The organism is Chryseobacterium oncorhynchi (genome assembly GCF_002899895.1).
GTDB classification, from domain to species: domain Bacteria; phylum Bacteroidota; class Bacteroidia; order Flavobacteriales; family Weeksellaceae; genus Chryseobacterium; species Chryseobacterium oncorhynchi.
Genome location: NZ_PPEI02000003.1, coordinates 133,334 through 156,172, shown reverse-complemented (window position 1 = coordinate 156,172; position 22,839 = coordinate 133,334). Strand labels below are relative to the sequence as shown.

The window sequence follows — 22,839 nt, the reverse complement described above, 5'->3', positions numbered from 1 at the left end:
ATTTTCTTTATAACTCGTTCAGCTTGTGATTGCTGACTCACTTAGTATTCATAATTCCTTTCCGGAATTAAACGGTTTGCAAAGATATTATAAATTGTTATTCAACACATTTAATTCATTAAAATACTGAACTTTTTTATGTGTTTTTTGTAAGTTTTATTAAAGTTCAGTCGAATTATTTCTAAATCTGGTGAAATAAATAAAGTCTGTCGTCTTATCTTTACTTACTTTCAATACTTCTTTCATCCAAAAATAAGAGTCATAAATAATCTCTGTTAAAGGCTCATTCTGAAAATTTAAAACGCCGTATTTGCTGTCTTTTTTTACAACAATTTCATTTTCAAAATTTTCAAATGCAATAATATCTTCGTAGACAAATGGTACAATTTCCGTTCCCTTTCCATCCAGAATACCATAAAGATTACTGGTATTCTTACATACAAGAGGCTTTGAATATTCATTAAGAATGTTAAAATATTCTATATCCTGACTTCTGACAAAATCAATTCCTTTGAGTTCAGCTCTAGATTGGGATGCCACTGAGAATTTGTAATATTTATTTTTATTGCTGATAATCAAACTTTCAGGGTAAAAACCAAGTACCTGATCATCTTCATTTAAAATATTTTTAAGTTCAGTAGTAAGAAGCTGATCTTCGTTTCCTTTTTTAAGGTAAATAAAATCCTTTCCTGAAATGGTAAAATCTTTAATGAAATCATACTCATGGGGCTTTATTACATTCCCCTGGAGGTCAACAATACCATATTTTCTTGATTTATCATTATAGATACTTAGAAAGTTATTAAATAAAGGAGTAAGGTGTTCAAAATTACTAGCGTATAATTGTCTATCCTTTTTAGAAAAAACCGTTGTCTTATTCTTTTTTTTAAGATAAATATATTCTTTCTTACCAAAGTACTCAGGGGTGATATCATTAAAAACTTCATCAGCAATGACATTTTCATCAGTATCAATCAATCCGTATTTTCCGGTGGACTTATTTTTTGTAATCAGAAATGGATATGCATTGATATTATCAATCTGCTTTGAAAACTTATGCAATGTCTGTCCATCATTTCCTATAATTTCACTCTGATTTTCTTCATTGATTATAAGTGCTTTTCCATTTTCAAAACTGTAGTCATCCTTAAATTCACGATCACTGGTTTGTTTACCATTAAAGTCGTACAAAAACCATTTCTTATCTTTCAAAACAAAGAATCTTTCTTTTCCCGCAAACCTAATTTTATCGGAATAAGGGATTATCTGCTTTCCATTGTAATCATAAACCGCATCCTTACCCTGCTTGGAAGAAATAATACGCTCTCTGCTCCACCACGGAGTGTTGAACTCATGATCATCTAAAGAAACAAGTTCATTCCCTTTTTCATCAATAATAGCAGACTTTCTCTTGTTATTGGCTTCTTCTGAGTAAAGGATAAATCTTTTTTTGAAAATGTGTGAAATTCCTCCTTTGTAGGGAGATTCAAAAGTGATACTTCCTGATGCATCTATAATTCCCTGCTTTTTGGAAACAGGGTCATACACCGTTCCGAATCCATCTGAATATGAACTTACCTCCTTTCCTGTTTTTTTGGAAAGGAGAACCTTCGTGTATTGGTTAGTTTGCGCAATACAAACTGTAGAACACAATACAAAAATTAGTTTTTTCAATTAAAATTTAAATAGAATTATTGACAATAAGAACGATCTCTCCTTTTAAAGTTTTACTCTTAGAAAATTCAATTAATTCATTGATAGTTCCTCTTTTAGTCTCTTCAAATTTTTTGGAAATTTCGCGGCTTAAACTTGCTTTTGTTTCTTCACCAAAGAATTCCTTGATCTGTTCTAATGTAGTATTGATCTTATGTGGACTTTCATAAAGGACAATCGTTTTTTTCTCCTCTGCAAGCTGTTTAAGTTTGGTTTGTCTTCCTTTTTTCTGGGGTAAAAATCCTGCAAATAAAAATTCATTATTGGGAAGTCCGGAAACCACCAGAGCCGGAATTAGTGCAGTTGCTCCAGGAAGACAGATCATTTCTATATTATTATCTGCTCCTGCTTTGGCCAATAAATAGCCCGGATCTGAAATTCCAGGGGTTCCGGCATCAGTAATAATTGCAATATTCTGACCGCTTTTAAGGTCTGTAATCACTTTCTCTGTTGCCTGGTGCTCATTGTGTAAATGATAAGATTTTAAAGGCTTAGAGATTTCAAAATGCTTTAAAAGTATTCCAGAAGTTCTGGTGTCTTCACATAAAATATAATCAACTTCCTTAAGAACATTTACTGCTCTGAAGGTCATATCTTCAAGGTTCCCAACGGGTGTAGGAACAAAATATAAGATTCCGCTCAAAATTATAAGAATTTATTTTCCACTAATATCCAAAGTCTCTGAGCATATTCATCCACTCCATTCCATTTTCTTTCATAGTAAAGGTCACTCAGATATTCCTTGGCTTCCTCCAGCGTTTTGAATTGGTTCAGATAGGCTACCGTTTCATTAAGGTCTGCCTGACTTCCGCCAAACAGCATTTTTGAAAAAGCAATTCTATCATTCAAATCCAGTCTAAACTCTGGTTTCGGCTTTTCAGCCTCCATAAAATTGGTAGGAATATTAGATTTTAAAACACTTCCTGTGTCTTCCTTTACAGATGTAGGTTGATTTTCCATTGGAAATTCTCTTTCCAGCGGATCATCGTCAAAGAGGGATTGAACAGCTTTCAACCCTTTGATATTAGCTAATTTTATTTTTTTCTCCTGATGATATTCATCTAAGTTTTCAAAACTTTCATCAGAAGGATGTCTTTCTGTTTCTTCCGGAACAGGTTTGTCTATTTCAACAATTTTTCTTCGGTCATAAACTTCTGCAAGAATATTTTCTTCCTTAGTTTCTTTTTCAGAATGATCATTTTTAATCTCATTCAGAATATTTTCTACATTAGAGGTTTCTGTTACCAGCTCTCCTTGTTCTAATGATATATTTGAAGTAGTAAATTGCTCTTCATTTTCCTCAATCAGCATTTCATCATCAAGCATTTCTGTATCGAAAATACTTGGAATTGTTTCAGTAATTACTTTGTTTTCTTTAAGTTCATTTACTGCCGCATAATCCACATCATTTTTTTCTTCGGATTCATTATCACCATCTATTTCATTCAGTTGATTGTTGAATATTGCCTCCTCTTCTGTAATGTCATCACTAAACATATCTTCATTAATATCCTCATCTGAATCAGGCTTAGCTTCTGAAAGAATTTTTTCTTCGTCTACAAAGCTCAGAATTGCATCCGGAACAATTGAATGTTCATTTTCATCAATTTCATTCAATTGATTGTTGAAGATTGCTTCTTCCTCTGTAACTTCTGTAGAAGAAATTGACGTTGGAGTACTTTTAACAGGCTCTTCTTGATTATTTTCTCCCACGAAATTTACTATGTTTTCATGGAATTCATTTTCAACAATCTCATTCAATTGGTTAGTGAAAACAACTTCTTCTTCATCAGACGCCACAATAAAACTGTCGTTTTCATGTTCATCAATTTCATTCAGCTCATTATTAAAGATCGCTTCCTCCTCCGTTACTTCATTTCCGGAATCATGATGTTCCAATTCTCCTGAAGCAAAAGAAATAGAATGATTATCCGAATGTTTAGACGGTTCATCTGCTATGAAATATTCGATGTTTTTTTCCAGCAGTTTCAAAAAAGAAATCCTGTTAGCAAGCTCATCTACAAGATCTTGCTTGGAAAGTAACTCGTCTACATTGTTTATTTTGTCCAGATTATCAATGATATTCTTGGATTCAAAAAGAATTTTTTCCTTTAAATCTTGGATATTTTGCATAATAAGATTCTTATTAAAATTGCTTACTTTTGATTTTGAAAATATACGGCTAATTTAACAAATGTTTTTAGAAAATACAATTAATCATTCCAAACAAAGTGGTTGGATGGAAGTGATTTGTGGCTCTATGTTTTCGGGTAAAACCGAGGAGTTGATCCGAAGATTACGGAGAGCTGAAATGGCAGGACAAAATGTGGAAATTTTTAAACCGAAACTGGATATCCGGTATTCTGAGGAGGATGTAGTTTCTCATAATCAGAATAAAATACGCAGCAGTGCAGTAGAAAACCCGAATGAAATTCTTCTATTGGCATCCAATTGTGATGTGGTAGGAATAGATGAAGCTCAGTTTTTTGACGAAAGCATTGTTGAGATTGCTAATCAACTGGCCAATAGCGGCGTAAGAGTAGTTGTTGCAGGATTGGACATGGACTTTTTGGGTCGTCCTTTTGGACCGATGCCTAATCTGATGGCTACCGCAGAATATGTAACAAAAGTGCATGCTATTTGCAAGAGAACGGGTAATCTCGCCAACTATTCTATGAGAACTTCTCAGGGAGATGATCTGGTAGAATTGGGAGAGACTGAAAGCTATGAAGCAGTAAGCCGTCGTGTATTTATTGATGAAGTCCTTTCAAAAAGGAAGTAATACATACACAAATTAAAATTGCAAAAAAGCAATAAAATATAGCAGTCAATAAAATACATTCACAGAATATTAATAAATGAAAAACGAAAAAGCAATATTATAAAATTTCAATAAAGGAGATATCAGCTAAAAATAAGCTTTTCTATTCCCTTTGCAGTTTTATCTTTTTGCATTTTCACTTAAAATAAAGCAGAAAGGGCACCAATGAACTACACAGTACATCAAATTGCAGAAATCACCAATTCACAGGTTATTGGAGATAATAATTTAATGGTTAAAAATATAGCTTATGACAGCAGGATTATTTATTCTACAAAGAATACTGCGTTTATTGCCATTAATACCCATAAGAATTCTGGTGAAAAGTTCATTGAATCTGCCATTGATAAAGGAATTACTATTATTATTTCCGAACATCAATATCCACAGTTTGAAAATATAACATGGATTATTGTTAAAAATTCTGTGGATTTTCTTCAACAATTAGCAAAATATCACTTTGAAAATTCGCATTTACGATCCATAGGAATTACAGGAAGTAATGGAAAAACCATTTTAAAGGAATGGTTATATCAATGTTTATGGAATGAATTCCCTACTGTAAAAAGTCCAAAGAGTTTTAATTCTCAAATTGGTCTCCCCCTTTCATTACTTCAAATTAATGATTCTCATCAGTTGGGAATTTTTGAGGTAGGAATTTCCAAGCCGGATGAAATGGAAAAACTTGAAAATATTTTCCACCCACAAATCGGATTGTTGACCCATATCGGAACTGCCCATGCTGCCAACTTTTCTTCTGAGCAAGAATTGATAGATGATAAGATCAAACTTTTTAAAGATTCTGAAGTGATCATTTATAATGGTGACCATACTTTGGTAGATCAAAAAATTAAAAAATTATATTCAGATAGAAAATTAATCTCTTACGGATATAAAGAAGGAAACCAAGTTTTTATCAAAAACAATATTTCCAAGGATGAAAACATCGTTGTGGAATATTTTGGTGAAGAAATCAGTTTTCCTGCCCACCAAAGAGACGAAGCAACGTTAACCAATGCTACAGCGCTTATCGCTGTTCTTAAAGAGTTAGGAGTCGAAAATAAAAAGATCGTTGAAAAAATCAACCTTTTAAAGGCCGTCGAAATGAGGCTTGAAGCCATCGAAGGAATTAAGGGCAATATTGTCATCAATGATTCATTTAACCTTGACCTCGATTCTTTGAAAACTGCCCTGCAATTTTTAAATGAATACAATAAACCTAAAAAATCATTGGTCTTAACGGATATTGTAGGGGTGAATGCTAATTCTCAGGAACTTTATGAAGAGGTTTCCGAATTGGTAAATGATCAACATTTTGATTCTGTCTTTCTAATTGGTGATGAAATTTCAAAGTTCAGTGAATTATTTAAGTCTAAAACGTATACTTTCATAGATACCAAAGAACTTATTGAAAGTAAACATCTTGCTGAAATAGAAAATCAAATCATTCTTTTAAAAGGAGCTAGAAAATTTGAAATAGAGAAGCTTAAAGATATCCTTGAACTCAGAAAGCATGATACTGTTTTAGAGATTAATCTAAACGCTATTCTTCATAATATCAATTATCACAAGTCGCTATTGAAACCCGGAACGAAAATGATGGCTATGGTAAAAGCTAATGCCTACGGTTTGGGTAGTTATGAAATCTCAGAGTTCCTACAACATCATCACATCGACTATCTTGGGGTAGCCTTTGCTGATGAAGGAGTAGAACTGCGTAAAAAGGGAATCACTACTCCTATTATAGTGATGAATCCTGAGCAACACAGTTATCAAACAATCATTGAATATAATCTTGAACCTGAAATTTACAGTTTCAGGGTGTTGGAACTATTTTATGAAGCTGTGCAGAAATCAGGATATGATAAAAAATATCCAATTCATATTAAACTGGAAACGGGAATGCACCGTCTTGGTTTTAAAGATTTTGAGTTGGATGAGCTAAGTGAAACTTTAAGCCATAAAAATCTTAAAGTTCAAAGTATGTTTAGTCATTTATCTTCCTCAGATATGCCGGAAGAGAAAGAATTTACTTTAAAGCAGCTGGAGGTTTTTGAAAAAAATTCTAGTTATTTAACTGAAAAATTAGGCTACGCTCCTATCCGACATATTTTAAATTCATCTGGAATTACAAGCTATACTGATCATCAGCATGATATGGTGAGAATTGGGATCGGGATGCTTGGAGAGTCACCAGATAGTGAAATACAAAAACAATTACAATCTGTTGTAAGTTTTAAAACAGTTATCTCTCAGATTTCCATGGTTGAAAGCGGAGAATCTGTAGGCTACAGCAGAAAATATAAAGCAGATCACAAGACGAAGATTGCAACAATCCCTGTTGGATATGCTGACGGTATTCCAAGACTGATCGGAAATCAGGTAGGACATTTGGGTGTTAATAAAACATTGGTACCCATTGTTGGAAATATCTGCATGGACATGATGATGATTAATGTCGAAAATGCTCCTTATGTAAAGGAAGGAGATACTGTAACAGTCTTCAACGCACAACCAAGTTTAAAAGAATTCGCAGGCTACTGCAAAACTATAACCTATGAAGTATTAACGTCCATTTCACCTCGGGTGAAACGGATTTATATAAAAGATTAACTATGAGAAAACTCCTGATTCTTCTTTTCGTATTCCAATTGCTATTGTTCAACTCTCAGGTAAAAAAAGACTTAGTAATTCCGAAGAACCCCAAAATAGGACTATCGCTAGCCGGTGGTGGTGCCAAAGGTTTTTCACATGTCGGAGTACTAAAGGTATTAGATTCATTGGGAGTAAAGGTAGATTATATTGCCGGAACAAGTATGGGAGCCATCGTTGGTGGTCTGTATGCTTCCGGTTATTCTGGGAAAGAAATAGAAAAAATCGTTATGGATACGGATTTCTATTCTTTGATTATGGATCCTAAATCTAGACAAGAAGGTAGTTTCTTCAATAAATCTGTAGACAAATATCTTTTATCTATACCATTAAAAAATGGGAAAATTACACTTCCCTCTTCCATTAGTACAGGCCAGAGAAATGTTTATCTTCTAAAGGAGCTTTTCAAAAACGTTTCCAATATTGAGGACTTTTCAAAAATGCCAATCCCTTTTTTATGTGTTGCTACCAATCTTGAAAGTGGAAATATGCAGATCTTTGAAAAGGGTGATCTAGTACAATCTATAATGGCAAGTTCTGCTTTCCCATCTTTAATGGATCCTATTAAGATAGGCGACAGTATTTATATTGATGGAGCTATGACGGTAAACTATCCTTCAAAGCCATTAAAAGATAAAGGAATTGATATCGTTATTGGGGTGGACCTTAATCAGGATCTATCAAAAAGAGAAGATTTAAACAATATTATTTCCATTCTGAATCAGGTTATTGACTTTGGAATAAAAAGGGATACAAAAAAACAATATCAGTATACAGATATCAATATTAAGCCTGACCTTAAAGGGATGTCTGCCACAAGCTATGATGACAAGAAAAAAATTCTTGACAGTGGCTATGTGGAAGGCTTAAAATACACTCAAATTCTGGATCAATTACCCAAACGTCCATTTGACCGCCTTAGACAGCGCGTAAATCCTATATATTCCAATGTATATAAGATAGACAGTATTTCTATTGAAGGAAGCAAAATATTCGGTAAAAACTATACGCTGGGGAAAATGGGATTGCGTCTTCCCTCTTTACAAACTTATGGCAGTATCAATAAGATGATTGATAAACTTGTTGCTACAAATAATTATAAATTCATCAACTATGATATCGTTCAGGAGAATGATGCTAATTATCTAAAGCTTTATGTAACGGAAGATGATGCCCGACATTTCTTAAGATTTGGATTGCATTATGATGAAGTTTTTAAAACTGGATTGCTATTAAACTACTCTGCAAAGAGACTTTTATTCAAAAATTCAAACCTTTCGGTAGATGTAATTGTAGGTGATAAGCTCAGATACTATGTAAATTATTTTATTGATAACGGATATATTCCAGGATTTGGTATTTATTCTTCAGGAATGAGCTTTGATCTGAAGAATGCCGATAATTATGTTATCGACAAATGGGAATGGGCCAGAAATGAGGCTTATATACAGTCCATTTGGAAAGATAAATTCGCTATTGGTGGTGGTATTAGCCACGACTACTTTAGAGCGGAAATTAATGGGGAAAACAGGCGTTATAGCCGCTTTTTAAATCCTTACATATTCTTGAAGACAGATACGCAAGATGACAAGGAATTTCCGACCAAAGGGGTTTACTTTGCAGCAGAAGGAAAAGTAATTGATCTTTTAAAATCTGAAGTAGAAAGAAGGATTGTCCAGATAAAAGCGGATTTGAAAGTAAATATCCCTTTAGGTAAACAGTTTACCTACCGTCTTAACTTATTTGGAGGTGTTACCCTTGGAGAGCATCTTCCCTCCTATTATCAATACAGACTGGGGGGACTTTTTGAACAGAATATTATTAACTTCAAAAGCTTTGGAGGATTTTATTTTGCTCAGTTGCATACAAATAATGTGATATTAGCATCCAATGATCTTCAGTTTAAATTCAATAAGAACTATTTTATCAGCGGAAACTTTACCTTTGCCAACCTTTCAAATGATATTAAATTTGAAGATGCAGTTAAAGTAAATTTTAGTTCACTTGGACTTACAGCTGGATATAAATCTCCTTTCGGGCAGATTAAAGTAAACTTCAGCCACTCACTTAAAAACAATCAAAAAGGCATATTCAGTGTTATTTTAGGACACTGGTTTTAATACAATGATACAATTCTTTTACGAAAATTTACCAGAGTCGGTAAACACAGATTACAAAAAATGGCTGGAAGATCTTATTCTTTCAGAAGGAAAAAAACTAGGAGAAATCAATTACATTTTCTGTGATGACGAATATCTTTTGAAGATTAATCAGGATTATTTACAACATGATTATTATACCGATATCATCACTTTTGATTATGTAAAAGGCAAGACAATAAGCGCTGAGATTTTCGTATCTTTGCAGCGCATTTCTGATAACGCCTCTACCCTTTCCCGAGATTCTGAAGAAGAATTAAGAAGGGTTTTAGCCCACGGTATTTTACACCTTGCAGGCTATAAAGACAAGACGGAAGAGGAAGAAAAAGAGATGCGAAGAATGGAAGATTTGTACTTAGCTAAATACAAGGATTTAAAGAATTGAAATTGAACAATCACTTAAAGTCCCATATCTAAAGTACTCTATTCTAGTAATAATACAAGTTTACTTAGAGTGCATTCTTCAAAAATGTTTCACGTGAAACATTGGTAATAAAGATAAGGTTTAAAGCTTAAACAAGCGAGATAAAAATGATTTCAGAAATATATGATGTGATCGTAGTAGGTGCAGGACACGCAGGATGTGAAGCAGCAGCAGCAGCAGCCAACCTGGGTTCAAAAACACTATTGATTACAATGAATATGCAGACCATCGGACAGATGAGTTGCAACCCCGCAATGGGTGGAATCGCAAAAGGACAGATCGTAAGAGAGATTGATGCAATGGGAGGATATTCCGGAATTATTGCAGACAAATCAGCAATCCAATTCAAGATGCTGAATCTTTCAAAAGGTCCCGCCATGTGGTCCCCAAGAACCCAAAATGATAGAATGCTTTTCGCAGAAGAATGGCGACTTGCATTAGAGAATACTCCTAATCTTGATTTCTTTCAGGATATGGTGAAACAGCTAATTGTAGAAAACAATAAAGTAACCGGAGTCATCAGTTCTTTAGGAATTGAAATCAAAGGAAAATCAGTAGTTCTTACCAACGGAACTTTTCTTAACGGATTAATTCACGTTGGAGATAAACAATTAGGTGGTGGAAGAATGGGCGAACCTAGAGCATTTGGAATTACCGAGCAATTGGTAACTTTAGGTTTCGAAGCCGGGAGAATGAAAACTGGTACCCCACCAAGAGTTGATGGAAGAAGTTTAGATTATTCTAAAATGGAAGAACAAAAAGGAGATGAAAATCCTCAAAAGTTCAGCTATCTTGATACTCCGAAATTAACAAAACAATTAAGCTGTCATATTGTTTATACCAACGAAACAGTTCATGATATTCTTCGTGAAGGATTCGACAGGAGTCCAATGTTCAATGGTACCATCCAAAGTTTAGGTCCAAGATATTGTCCAAGTATTGAAGATAAGATCAATCGTTTCGCAGAAAGAAACAGACACCAGCTTTTCGTAGAACCGGAAGGATGGAAAACTGTAGAGATCTATGTAAACGGATTCAGTTCATCTCTTCCTGAAGATGTACAGATCAAAGCGATGAGACATATTCCAGGATTTGAAAATGTAAAAGTTTTCCGTCCGGGTTACGCTATTGAATATGATTACTTCCCTCCTACCCAGTTGAAGCATACCCTAGAAACAAAATTAATTGATAATTTATATTTCGCAGGACAGATCAATGGAACCACAGGATACGAAGAAGCAGCAGGCCAAGGTTTAATTGCCGGAATCAACGCACACAATAAAGTTCATGAGAAAGGAGACTTTATCCTTAATAGAGATGAAGCCTATATTGGAGTATTGATCGATGACCTAATTACAAAAGGAACCGAGGAACCTTACAGAATGTTTACTTCACGTGCGGAATACAGACTTCTTTTAAGACAAGATAATGCCGATATCAGGTTAACTGAAAAAGCTTACCATTTAGGGCTTGCAAAAGAAGAAAGATTAAGAAAAGTAGAATCTAAAATAGCTGATAGTCAGTCACTTGAAGAGTTTCTTAAAGAAACTTCTTTAAAACCGGGTGTTATTAACCCTATTTTAGAATCTGTAGAAAGTAATCCTGTAGATCAAGCCTATAGAGCAGCTCAAATTCTTACAAGACCCAATATTACATTAGAGAAATTAGATGAAATTGATTTCATTAAAGAAGTTTCTAGTCAATATAATGATGAAGTAAGAGAGCAGGCACAAATTAATATCAAGTATAGAGGCTATATTGAGAAAGAAAAGGAAAATGTGGCTAAACTTAATCGTTTAGAAAACATTAAAATTCCTGAAGACTTTGATTATATCAAGCTTTCAAGCCTTTCTGCAGAAGCAAAACAGAAGATGTCAAACATACGTCCTAAGACTATTGCACAAGCAGGAAGAATAAGCGGGGTTTCTCCGGCTGATATTAACGTTTTACTAGTGTATTTAGGGCGTTAAAAAAGAAATGTTTCACGTGAAACATCAAAACAAATAAAATAGAAATTAGGGTATTTATGAGCGTACAACAACTCTCTGAATATCTTAATTTTTTAAATATAACAGATAGCGAATTCAATGAAAATAAAAGATCATTTTCTTTCACAGGAAATATTTGAGATTAAGGAAACAGAAACAAAAGGTGTATATAAAACATCCCCTATCCCATCCAATATTTCCAAATACTACGAAAGCGAAGATTATATTTCCCATCATCAGGATTCCGGAAGTTTGAAAGAAAAGCTTTACAAATTTCTTCAGTCTTTCAATTTACAATACAAGAAAAATATTCTTGTTGACAGAATTAAAAAAGGATCCAAAGTACTAGACTATGGATGTGGTGCAGGAGAGTTTGTAAGATATATAGAAAATGATTTTGAAACATTCGGTTTTGAACCCGATGCAGATGCAAGAAATGCGGCACAAGGAAAAATAGCAAAAGCGAAGATTCTAGATGATATCAATAAAATCAAAGAAAACAGCTTAGATGCTATTACGCTTTGGCATGTATTTGAACACATCGAGAACCAAGATGAAATGTTGAATGCTTTTCACGGGAAATTAAAAGAAAAAGGAATTCTCATTATTGCCGTACCCAACCCTACTTCTTACGATGCAAAACATTACAAAGAATATTGGGCAGCTTATGATGTTCCAAGACACGTCTACCATTTTTCAAAAAATGGAATGGAAAATTTGATTTCAAAAAAATCAGACTGGAAAATGAGAAAGATTAAACCATTGGTCCTGGATTCCTATTATATCTCGATGCTTAGCGAAAAATATAAAAAATCTCCTCTATTTTGGTTAAAAGCGACAATCTACGGAACGATTTCGAACATAAAAGCCCTTTTTTCGAACGAATTTTCAAGTTTGATATACATTATCGAAAAAAGATAGAAAATCGATTTTTAAGCCATTTCTGAAAGCCAAATTTCAGTATTTTCATCAAAAAAATTAAAAAACTCAGGATAATTACTCCTGAGTTTTTATTTTTATAAAAGAATGCATCTTAGATTTATTTAAAAATTCATTCATAAAAAATTCAAAAAAGAAAATTAGATTTCTAAATAATCAAATTTTGCATTTTCCCTCCTACTCTATTTTCACATGAAAAGTATTTAGTACTTTTCAGATAGAGATAAATTTGGAAAATAAATAAAAATTCAAAAAAAATGAAATTTTAATAAAATCATCTTTCTAACGAGCAAAAAATCAAAAAACCAACTTCAAAAGAAAAAAAACAAATAGAAACCTATCATTTCAAGCTTTATTTCTTGTTGAACATACAAATACTCGAAAATATATAGTTTTTTGATTTTTAAAGCATTTATGAATGTCAATTTTCGCACTATAAAAAAATAAAGACCGGAATAGTTCCGGTCTTCGTTTTATAAGTTAACAATCAAGTTACTAACTAAATTTGGATTTCCTACAAAATTAGTTGATGTCATGTTATCAACTTTAAATTTTACATCCGAAGTTCCTCCGGCACCAAAAGTATGCGCATTGAAGAAAAGTTCAGGGAATGGATATGTTGGCTGAATTGTGTACATCCCCCCTACCCTCTTGTGGTTACTTGAAAGGACAGGACTAATAAAAGCAGATCCTCCACCATTCACGGTAGGTACTGGTGTACTAACTAATGACAGAACATATTTAGCCTTATTAGATGGATCAGCCAAAAACACTGAGGATGGTGCAAACTCAACTTTTGGCTGGTTTGAAATATAAATATTATCTCTTACCGTTGTAGATTGAATAATATCACTATTAATTTCAATTAAGTTTTCCATAGAGCTATTATCAAGAACTGTAGAATTGTAAGCAATTAAACAATAATCTAATTTTCTCGCCTCAATTTTAACTAACTTAGATGAAGAAGTAAAATTATTACCTGAAATTTTAATAAATGAGTATTCACTTAAAACAGGATTAAGTTCGTCATGATCTAAATCAAATGAAATTCCTAAAGAATGTCCAATAAAGTGATTATCACATATTTCTAATGATTCAACATTACTAGCAATACCAGCAGCATATCTGGAATAATTACCGTTAGTATACAAAATATGAGAAACATTATTACGAACCGTAATCCTTTTACAATCGCCACCTTTTCCTTGAATAATAAATAGGCATTGAGTTCCATTATACCACATATCCTTTCCTGGAACATGTATATGTTTAATGTTATTTGAAGAAATTAATAAGTTTGATACACTTGCTTTCGAATTTGGCCATATATACACTCCACCACTCGTAACCTCTGCAATATTATCTGAAATTGAAATATCTGAAACACTTCCTTTTTCACCAATATTCCCTACTACAAAATTCATTCTCAAATAGTTGTATATTTTATTATTTGAGAATGATGCATTGCTGCCATGAATCTCACATGCACATCCAACTAATTTCATCTGTTCATTCCCTATAAATATATTATTGTGAACAGTTAAAAAATTAGCATTTCCGTAGATTGTAGAATGGTCATAGTTAGATTCTTCATGACTTTTAGTTAACTCCTCAAAAATACAATTTTGAATTATAAATTTATTGCCATTTTCAGCCCAACCAGTTCCAATACAATTACTTAGATCTCCATTTACCCAATGTAGCCCATCTATAAGAACATTAGTACAATTACCTCCTTCAAAACCAAATCTTCTAATAATGCGATTTCTATCTTTTCCTCTAATCTGTGACAAATTTCCATTGAAGTCGATTGTTCCCTTTCCTTTAAGTGTAATATTGGATATAGGTGTTAACATATTCGATTCTTCATGATTAAAACCTGAAAATAAAACAAAATTTTTATTATCAAAATAAGTTCCCAATTGAATGACACTGTATTCTTCAAACTCAATATCCAAATTAGATTTAAGCTCAAGGATATTACTATGTGCCCCTCTTAATTTAATATCGTCAGTATATGAATTAATAAGAAAATAACCGTTTGGAAAAACGAGCTTTAACCTGAGTTCTGAGCAAATATTAATCGCTTTTTGTACAGAAGATCTTTGATCAAAACGTAAATCCGATACTACTCCAAAAGTTGTAACATAAACTCTTTTTGAAGAAAAAACTACCGTGTTTACATAGTATTCACTACCCCTTGATCGATAAATAATCTCATCATTCAAGACTTTGGGATCATTCACACCAAGAGTTTGTCCATCAATCCAAGTATTTACTTTTCTAAAGTTAACATTCTCTCCTGTAAAGCTATCAATTAGCTGTACAAGATCATCATTAGGAGCTGTATTTCCTACCGCAAAAAATTCATTTGTATACATCATAATATTCTAATTTGGTATTGCAAATGTATTTCCTGGTAACGTCAAAACTTGACGTATAAAAAAATATTCAGAAAGAAAAACAAAGCCTTTTAAATAAAAAAAGATTTCATTTCTATTCTTAAAATAATTAGTGTTCTAATCAAAATCTGAAATTTAAATAATCATTTATTGATCTAAGAAGCTTGTTATAGTATAACTTTCTATCAATGAATCAAGTATATTTAGTATAACTTAAGGTTATATCTAAAAGTAATAGAAACCACGATCAATTCAGGATTTATCAATAGAATTTCAAACACAAAAAAGCCTGCTAATATAATTAGCAGGCTTTAAAATATAGATACTTATTTCTTATTAATTGTTGATAGCAGCTACCCCAGGAAGCTCAAGTCCTTCAAGACTTTCAAGCATTGCTCCACCTCCGGTAGAAACATAACTTACTTTATCAGCATATCCAAATTGCTTAACGAATGCAACACTGTCTCCTCCTCCAACTAAAGAGAAAGCACCTAATCTTGTTGCTTCAGCAATGCTCTCGCCAAGAGCAACAGTTCCTCCGGCAAAATGTGACATTTCAAAAACTCCGATTGGACCATTCCAAAGAATTGTTCTTGAATTTAATAATACATCATTAAACTGATCTCTTGATTTGTGACCAGCATCCAATCCCATCCATCCTTCAGGAATTGCATAAATATCTGCTTCTTTTCTTTCAACATCATTACTGAAACTTTCAGCGATGATAGCATCAGAAGGAAGATAAATCTTAACTTTATGTTCTTTTGCTTTACCTAAGATTTCAAGAGCTAAAGGAATTTTATCCTCTTCTACTAATGAATTTCCAATTTTACCTCCAAGTGCCTTAATAAATGTGAAAGCCATTCCGCCTCCAATAATCAAATTATCTACAGCCGGAAGAATGTTTTCTATAATGGTAATCTTAGTTGAAACCTTAGATCCACCTAAGATTGCAGTGATAGGTTTCTCACCACTTTTCAAAACTTTATCGATTGCTTGAAGTTCTTTAGCCATTAATAAACCGAAAAACCTAGTTGAATTAAAGAATTTAGCGATTACAGCAGTTGAAGCGTGAGCTCTGTGTGCCGTTCCAAAAGCATCGTTTACAAAAGCATCCCCAAGCTTGGAAAGTTGTTCAGCAAAACCTTCATCTCCTTTCTCCTCTTCATTGTGAAAACGTACATTCTCTAATAATAAAATTTCACCCGGCTTAAGCTCAGAAGCTGCTTTTTCTGCCTTTTCTCCAATACACTCATCAACGAACTTCACTTCCTGGCCAAGAACACTAGAAACTTCTCCTAAGATATGTTTTAGAGAAAACTCATCCTTAACCTCTCCTTTCGGTCTTCCAAGGTGTGTCATTAGGATAACAGATCCGCCATCTTTAAGGATTTTCTCTACTGTTGGTTTCACTGCAACAATTCTGGTATTGTCCGTCACCTTCAGTTGGTCATCCTGTGGAACATTGAAATCAACTCTTACAAGAGCTTTCTTATCTTTAAAATTGAAGTCGTTAATTGTTTTCATTTTTATATTTAGATTTATTTTTTTCTGAGATCACCTCGGAACAGCTAATCCAGCTCTAATGGCTTTTCAGCAAATTTCGCCAGAGGCAATTCCATTCATTTCTTTGATTTTTCGTTTCACAAATGTAAGGTTTTAAACTTTTTCAACAGATTGATTAAAATAAAAGTTTTCAAAAACTTTCCCAGAACCCAATCACCCATTAATCAACATTTCTTCTCTCTTTAAAAAAAAGAATAATGTAGTTGTTGTTGTATATTGTTAGTATCGGGGATAAGTTTTTAGCTAAAAATTGATAATACTCAACTGGTACTCAATTCATATTTAACTCACAATATAAATAACTGTAAACCTGCATATTCAGACACTTATTCACAATTGTTGATAACTTTGCCAAGAAATCATTATTAGTTATTTTATTATGGAGAAATCTGGGGATAGCTTGAGAAAAGATCTGGAAAGTTGTGGTGAAAACTTTCGGAAGGATTTTCTATTACGAAATAAATTTATCTTTAAAAATAGAAAGTTGAAAAAAGTTTTCCACAGTTATTAACATACCTTTTCACAATTAACTCACGGTTTACTAACACGAATTGTTATTATTCTTACCTTTGTAAGGAAATAAAATCTAAAAAAGCTTAATAAGAGTATTATGAAAAGAAAAATTGCTATCGCAGCGGACCATGCAGGCTATGAATATAAGGAGATTGTTAAGAACTACCTTTCAGAACAGTTTGAAGTTCAAGATTTTGGAACGTTTTCCACAAACAGTGTGGATTATCCAGACTTTGTTCACCCTGCTGCAACCTCTGTGGAAAACGGAGAAAATGAGCTGGGAATTTTGATCTGTGGAAGCGGAAATGGCGTTCAGATCACTGCGAACAAACATCAGAAGATTAGATGCGCACTTTGCTGGATGCCGGAGATTGCAACATTGGCAAGACTGCATAATGATGCGAATATGATTTCCATGCCGGCAAGGTTTATATCAAAGGAACTAGCAATTGAAATTGTAGATAAATTTCTTTCTACAGATTTCGAAGGTGGAAGACACCAAAACAGGGTTGATAAGATTGCTGTTTGCTAAATATACTAAGGCTTGTAATTCAAATTACAAGCCTTATTTATTTTTTATTCGTACATTTGCAGTGTTCAATAGAAGTTATATTCTATTCTTCTTCCAGAACCTTTATAATATTAAAACATATTAAATAGAAGGTTTTTCTCCTTTCTTCTCGATATTTGTATTAAATTTATACAAAACTAAAGCTTCCGTTATTAAGTAGATTTAGAAAAATAAGGTTGAATTAAACATTAAGGTTTGATGAAAAAAAGAATATCTGTAGTATTGTTTTTTGTGGCTTGCTGTTTCCAGGCTTATGAAATAATAGTGAAGAATTCTTAAAAAAGTGTAGAATCATTTTCAAAACAAAGCTCACCCGAATGGATGAATTTGAAATATGAAAATGTTATATATTAAGTAAAGAATAGAATATTGAAAAGTTACCATTGATAATACTTATATTCGATCAGAATATGACCATGATTTATAATCAATGAAAGAAGGTAATTGAAATGTTTACCAATAGAGATGGTAACTTATCTCATATTAAATTCAATCTTTAAAAAAGATTGGCTTCTGACTTAGGGAGGAAGTAAAAAACGAATTAAAAAAGAAAATTAAATGTCAAAAAAAAGAAAATATATAAGTCATAAAAATGATTTGAAACTCATGGAAATCGGAAGATTGATCCTACGTTTCATGAATGCAAATGCATCAAAAATTTATAATTATAAGCAGATTTCGGACGGAATAGAATACAAGAATCCAAGACAAAGAGAACTTGTGATCCAGGCTTTGCATAAACTTCAGGGGTCTGAAAAAATCCAGGAAGTAGAAAAAGGAAAGTACATCGTGAATATGAAAATTGCAGGAACATTAACTGGAATTATTGATTTCAACCAAAGCGGAAATGCTTACGTAAGTGTGGAAGGGGTGGAAAATGATGTCTTCATTCACGCTAAAAATGTAAAGGATGCTTTACAGGGAGATAAGGTTCTTATTATAACTTATCATTATAAAGGAAAGAAATTGGAAGGCTCTGTTTTGGAAGTTTTGGAAAGAACAAGAACAGAGTTTGTAGGAACTTTTCAAAAGGTTGCTCACAAGGATTTCGGGTTTGTAGTTTGTGATAAAAAATCTATCAATACAGATATTTTTATTCCGAAAGATAAATTCAATAATGTTGAAGATGGAGACAAGGTAATTGTAAAAATGACGGAATGGAGACCCGGAGATAAAAATCCTGAAGGTGAAATTCTACAAGTACTAGGTGCTCCGGGAGAACATGAAACTGAAATCCATTCTATCCTTGCCGAATATGGTTTGCCATATGAATTCCCAAAAGAAGTAGAGGTTGATGCAGATAAGATTGACAGAAGCATTACTGATGAAGAAGTGGCAAAACGTTGGGATATGCGTGATATATGCACATTTACTATTGACCCTAAGGATGCGAAGGACTTTGATGATGCCCTATCCATGAGAAAACTAGAAAACGGAAACTGGGAAATTGGTGTTCACATTGCCGATGTATCTCATTATGTGGTTCCGGGAACGATCTTGGATGATGAAGCATATAAGAGAGCTACTTCAGTTTACCTTGTAGATAGGGTTGTTCCGATGCTACCGGAAGTATTGAGTAATGATGTTTGTTCTCTTCGTCCAAACGAAGATAAATATACATTCTCTGCCGTTTTTGAATTGAATGATGAGGCTGAAATCCAAAAACAATGGTTTGGAAGAACAGTGATTCATTCCGACAGAAGATTTACTTATGAGGAAGCTCAGGAGCGTATTGAAACTGGTGAAGGAGATCTGGCTGAAGAAATCAATACCCTTGATAAACTTGCTAAGATCATGCGTAATGAACGTATCAGAAGAGGCGCAATTACATTTGACAGAAGCGAAGTAAGATTCAATCTGGATGAAAATAATGAACCCATCGGGGTTTACTTTAAAATAAGCAAGGATTCCAATCACCTGATCGAGGAATTTATGCTTTTAGCGAATAAAAAAGTATCTGAGTTTGTATCCTTAACAAAGAAAAAGGAGATTACTAATAATACCTTTATTTACAGGGTTCACGATGATCCGGATCCGGCAAAACTGGAAGCTTTAAGAGACTTTGTTTCCACATTCGGATATAAAATGGACCTTGCCAATACCAAGAAAGTTGCAGAATCTTTGAATAAACTTCTTCATGATGTAAAAGGAAAAGGCGAAGAAAACATGATTGAAACACTGGCGATGAGAAGTATGAGTAAAGCAGTGTATTCTACAGAACCAATAGGCCACTATGGTTTAGGTTTTGAGTACTATAGCCACTTCACCTCTCCTATCCGTCGTTATCCGGATTTATTGGCCCACCGTCTTCTTCAGCATTATCTGGACGGAGGAAAATCTCCGGCTAAACCTGAATTGGAAGAAAAAGCAAAGCATTGCAGTGCTATGGAAAGACTGGCAGCAGATGCTGAGAGAGATTCTATTAAGTATATGCAGGTTAAATTTATGGAAAAACACCTTGGTGAAACTTTCACAGGAGTAATTTCCGGGGTTGCTGAATTTGGATTCTGGGTAGAAATTCCTGAAAATGGTGCTGAAGGTTTGATCAAATTAAGAGACTTAGTGGATGATTCCTATACGTATGATGCAAAAACTCATGCTGTATACGGAAACAGACACGGAAATAGGTATCAATTAGGAGATCAGGTTCAGATTAAGGTTGTAAAGGCTAATTTGATTCAAAAACAATTAGACTTTAAGGTGGTTAACTAACATCAATAATCAAGATATAACAATAAAAAGAGATTGTTCCTTATAGGAATGATCTCTTTTATTTTTAAGACCTATTAAAAATCATAAAAGTGAGTTTTAGTTGCTTGTTCATACTTTTGGGACTTCCCTACTTCCCATCTACAGCTTATTTTCTTGGAAAAATCTTTTTCCCAACTCGTGTCAAATACAATTGATATATCACAACTTTATTGAATAATTAAATCATAAAGTATAACTTTGTATAAAACGGAATGAATTTTTTTCATTTTAAAATATATTAAATGCTTGAACTTGTACTATCTGCCGTCATATTAGGATTCATGCTGAGTCTGGTTTTTATAGGACCTATTTTCTTCCTGTTAATAGAAACCAGCTTCTCAAGAGGCCCAAAGCATGCCTTATCATTGGATCTTGGTGTTATCACTGCAGATTTATTATGTATTGTGGCTGCATATTATGCCAGTACGGATATTGTAACTTTAATTGACAAGCATCCCGGATTCTATAGGATTACATCTATCCTTATTTTTATTTACGGGATTGTGATGCTGGTTACTAAGACCAAAATGCATATGCCTGGTGAAGAAAGAATCATTGGTCAAAACTATTTTAAGACCTTTTTTAATGGTTTTTTCTTTAATCTTTTAAATGTTGGAGTTATCCTTTTCTGGCTGGTAACGGTAATTTCCGTAAGGAATCAATACCCGGACACCAGCAGTTTTATTTTATACATAGGAATAGTACTTGCGACCTATCTTTCTATTGATCTCGCTAAAATATTTCTTGCTAAACAATTTCACGATAAATTGACACAAAAACTGGCCAACCAGATCAGAAGAGTTGTTGGCTGTATTCTTATTATATTCAGTTTCTTTATCTTTTTACAGAGCTTCAAGAAGTTTAATCAGTTTGAAAGACAACTTGAGGAAGCAGAGAAAAAAGAAGTAAAATATCAAAAAACAAAATGAAAAAAATAGTCTTTCCAAAACCTCTTAAAAAAGGGGCAAAAATAGCTGTTATCTCCCCTGCCGGAGCCGTAGATACCACTCAACTCGAAAAGGGTATAAGATTGATTAAAAGTAAAGGATTTGAACCCGTTTTAGGAGAACATCTTTACACAAAGTTTGCCAACGGCTACAATTATGCAGGAACAGAAAAGGAAAGAATAAAAGATATCAATTGGGCATTAAATGATAAGGAAATTGGAGCGATATGGGCTTCCAGAGGTGGCTATGGATGTCAGCATCTCATTCAGCATCTGAAGTTGAAAAACTTTACAGAAAATCCAAAATGGTATATCGGTTATTCCGATAATACAGTTATCCAAAGTTATCTATTGAAAAAAGGTTTTGCTTCCATTCACGGACAAACCATTAAAACATCAAGCTTCGGAGTTACTGAAGAAAGCTACAATTTAATTTTTGATATTTTAAAGGGTAAAATGCCTAATTATAGCCTAAAATCTCATCAATTAAATATAAAAGGCAATATTGAGGGAGAATTGGTTGGAGGAAATTTAGCCCTGATCTACGCCCTTTTAGGAACCAAATATTCCTTTGACTTTAAAGATAAGATTCTGTTCATTGAAGATATCGGAGAAAACTTTTATGCGCTGGATCGTATGATCATGAGCTTGGAGCTGGTGGGTGTCTTTAATAAAATCAAAGGACTTATTATCGGTGGAATGACCAATATGGGTGACGAAAAAGAGAACAAAAGCTATGAAGAAAGCTTTGACGAATTTGCCTATAAACTGATCTCCGAGAGAATTTCAAAATATAAATTCCCTGTAGTATTCGCATTCCCAAATGGTCACATAAAGGACAACAGACCTCTTATTATCGGAGGAAAAGTTAAGATGAAAGTTGATACTAAGGTAAAGATTGAATTTTAAATATTAGCACTCTCCCACTCTGATATACTCAAACAAAAGATATGGCTGATCATAATGACTTTGGAAAAATAGCAGAGGATATGGCTGCTGATTATCTTCAAAAAAATGGCTATAAAGTTATAGCCAGAAACTTCAGATTTCAGAAAGCAGAGATTGATATTATTGCTGAAAAAGATGATTTAACAGTAATTGTTGAAGTGAAAGCCAGATCTACTGATGCATTTATGCTGCCTCAAGAAGCTGTTACCAAAACGAAGATTAAATCAATTGTAACCGCAGCTAACCATTATCTGGAAGAATCTGAAAAACAAAGCGAAGTAAGATTTGATATTATCTCCGTTCTTCCCGATGAAAAAAGAAACTTAATTATTGACCATATACCCGATGCTTTTCAGGCGTTGGATGCAAATTAGTAATCAATAAAATAATGTGTGAATGTAGCAATGTCATACCATGAGTAAAGTTCTATATTCATACATCTAATA

At 33.4% G+C, this 22,839-nt stretch carries 16 protein-coding genes; 11 read left to right on the top strand and 5 right to left on the bottom strand.

Going from position 1 to position 22,839, the window contains the following annotated elements; genetic code table 11:
- Positions 1 to 159: 159 nt before the first annotated feature.
- Genes C1638_RS10930 through C1638_RS10920 form a run of 3 tightly spaced genes read right to left on the bottom strand, consistent with a single transcriptional unit; the run spans position 160 to position 3,846 of the window.
- Positions 160 to 1,674, bottom strand: coding sequence for a WG repeat-containing protein (locus tag C1638_RS10930; RefSeq protein WP_109620893.1), 1,515 nt, complete (start codon positions 1,672 to 1,674; stop codon positions 160 to 162).
- 7 nt (positions 1,675 to 1,681) lie between these two features.
- Positions 1,682 to 2,356, bottom strand: a complete 675-nt coding sequence (gene rsmI / locus C1638_RS10925; RefSeq protein WP_109620892.1) for a 16S rRNA (cytidine(1402)-2'-O)-methyltransferase — start codon at positions 2,354 to 2,356, stop codon at positions 1,682 to 1,684.
- A 2-nt stretch (positions 2,357 to 2,358) separates the two neighbouring features.
- Complete coding sequence (locus C1638_RS10920; protein WP_109620889.1) at positions 2,359 to 3,846, bottom strand: DUF8457 domain-containing protein; 1,488 nt, start codon at positions 3,844 to 3,846, stop codon at positions 2,359 to 2,361.
- 61 nt (positions 3,847 to 3,907) lie between these two features.
- Here C1638_RS10920 and C1638_RS10915 point away from each other — a divergent pair, with 61 nt between their 5' ends.
- The 6 genes from C1638_RS10915 to C1638_RS10890 all read left to right on the top strand — a co-directional run bounded on the left by C1638_RS10915 (position 3,908) and on the right by C1638_RS10890 (position 12,678).
- On the top strand, positions 3,908 to 4,495 hold the full coding sequence (locus tag C1638_RS10915) for a thymidine kinase (RefSeq protein ID WP_076352889.1): 588 nt from the start codon (positions 3,908 to 3,910) through the stop codon (positions 4,493 to 4,495).
- Between the two features lie 204 nt (positions 4,496 to 4,699).
- Positions 4,700 to 7,147, top strand: a complete 2,448-nt coding sequence (locus C1638_RS10910; RefSeq protein WP_109620888.1) for a bifunctional UDP-N-acetylmuramoyl-tripeptide:D-alanyl-D-alanine ligase/alanine racemase — start codon at positions 4,700 to 4,702, stop codon at positions 7,145 to 7,147.
- Between the two features lie 2 nt (positions 7,148 to 7,149).
- The gene (locus C1638_RS10905; RefSeq protein WP_109620886.1) at positions 7,150 to 9,306 is read left to right on the top strand and encodes a patatin-like phospholipase family protein; all 2,157 of its coding nucleotides are present in this window, start codon (positions 7,150 to 7,152) and stop codon (positions 9,304 to 9,306) included.
- Between the two features lie 4 nt (positions 9,307 to 9,310).
- On the top strand, positions 9,311 to 9,730 hold the full coding sequence (gene ybeY / locus C1638_RS10900; protein WP_109620885.1) for an rRNA maturation RNase YbeY: 420 nt from the start codon (positions 9,311 to 9,313) through the stop codon (positions 9,728 to 9,730).
- Positions 9,731 to 9,876: 146 nt separating this feature from the next.
- Entirely contained in the window at positions 9,877 to 11,739 is a 1,863-nt protein-coding gene (mnmG, locus tag C1638_RS10895) for a tRNA uridine-5-carboxymethylaminomethyl(34) synthesis enzyme MnmG (protein WP_109620883.1), read from the top strand.
- A gap of 117 nt (positions 11,740 to 11,856) precedes the next feature.
- The gene (locus C1638_RS10890; RefSeq protein ID WP_109620881.1) at positions 11,857 to 12,678 is read left to right on the top strand and encodes a class I SAM-dependent methyltransferase; all 822 of its coding nucleotides are present in this window, start codon (positions 11,857 to 11,859) and stop codon (positions 12,676 to 12,678) included.
- Between the two features lie 491 nt (positions 12,679 to 13,169).
- Here C1638_RS10890 and C1638_RS10885 read toward each other — a convergent pair whose 3' ends face one another.
- Both C1638_RS10885 and C1638_RS10880 read right to left on the bottom strand, forming a co-directional pair.
- On the bottom strand, positions 13,170 to 15,080 hold the full coding sequence (locus tag C1638_RS10885) for a glycoside hydrolase family protein (RefSeq protein WP_123838370.1): 1,911 nt from the start codon (positions 15,078 to 15,080) through the stop codon (positions 13,170 to 13,172).
- A gap of 354 nt (positions 15,081 to 15,434) precedes the next feature.
- Entirely contained in the window at positions 15,435 to 16,625 is a 1,191-nt protein-coding gene (locus C1638_RS10880; RefSeq protein WP_109620877.1) for a phosphoglycerate kinase, read from the bottom strand.
- 649 nt (positions 16,626 to 17,274) lie between these two features.
- Here C1638_RS10880 and rpiB point away from each other — a divergent pair.
- The 5 genes from rpiB (at position 17,275) to C1638_RS10855 (ending at position 22,767) form a co-directional block, all read left to right on the top strand.
- Positions 17,275 to 17,709 (top strand): ribose 5-phosphate isomerase B, encoded by a 435-nt coding sequence (gene rpiB, locus C1638_RS10875; protein ID WP_076352881.1) that lies wholly within the window; start codon positions 17,275 to 17,277, stop codon positions 17,707 to 17,709.
- Positions 17,710 to 18,306: 597 nt separating this feature from the next.
- Entirely contained in the window at positions 18,307 to 20,460 is a 2,154-nt protein-coding gene (gene rnr / locus C1638_RS10870; RefSeq protein WP_109620875.1) for a ribonuclease R, read from the top strand.
- A gap of 281 nt (positions 20,461 to 20,741) precedes the next feature.
- Positions 20,742 to 21,428: a LysE family translocator gene (locus C1638_RS10865; RefSeq protein WP_109620873.1), complete on the top strand. Its 687-nt coding sequence runs from the start codon at positions 20,742 to 20,744 to the stop codon at positions 21,426 to 21,428.
- Entirely contained in the window at positions 21,425 to 22,354 is a 930-nt protein-coding gene (locus C1638_RS10860; RefSeq protein WP_109620871.1) for a S66 peptidase family protein, read from the top strand. The genes C1638_RS10865 and C1638_RS10860 overlap by 4 nt, the downstream gene beginning before the upstream one ends.
- Positions 22,355 to 22,395: 41 nt before the next feature.
- Positions 22,396 to 22,767: a YraN family protein gene (locus C1638_RS10855; RefSeq protein WP_109620870.1), complete on the top strand. Its 372-nt coding sequence runs from the start codon at positions 22,396 to 22,398 to the stop codon at positions 22,765 to 22,767.
- Positions 22,768 to 22,839 lie beyond the last annotated feature (72 nt).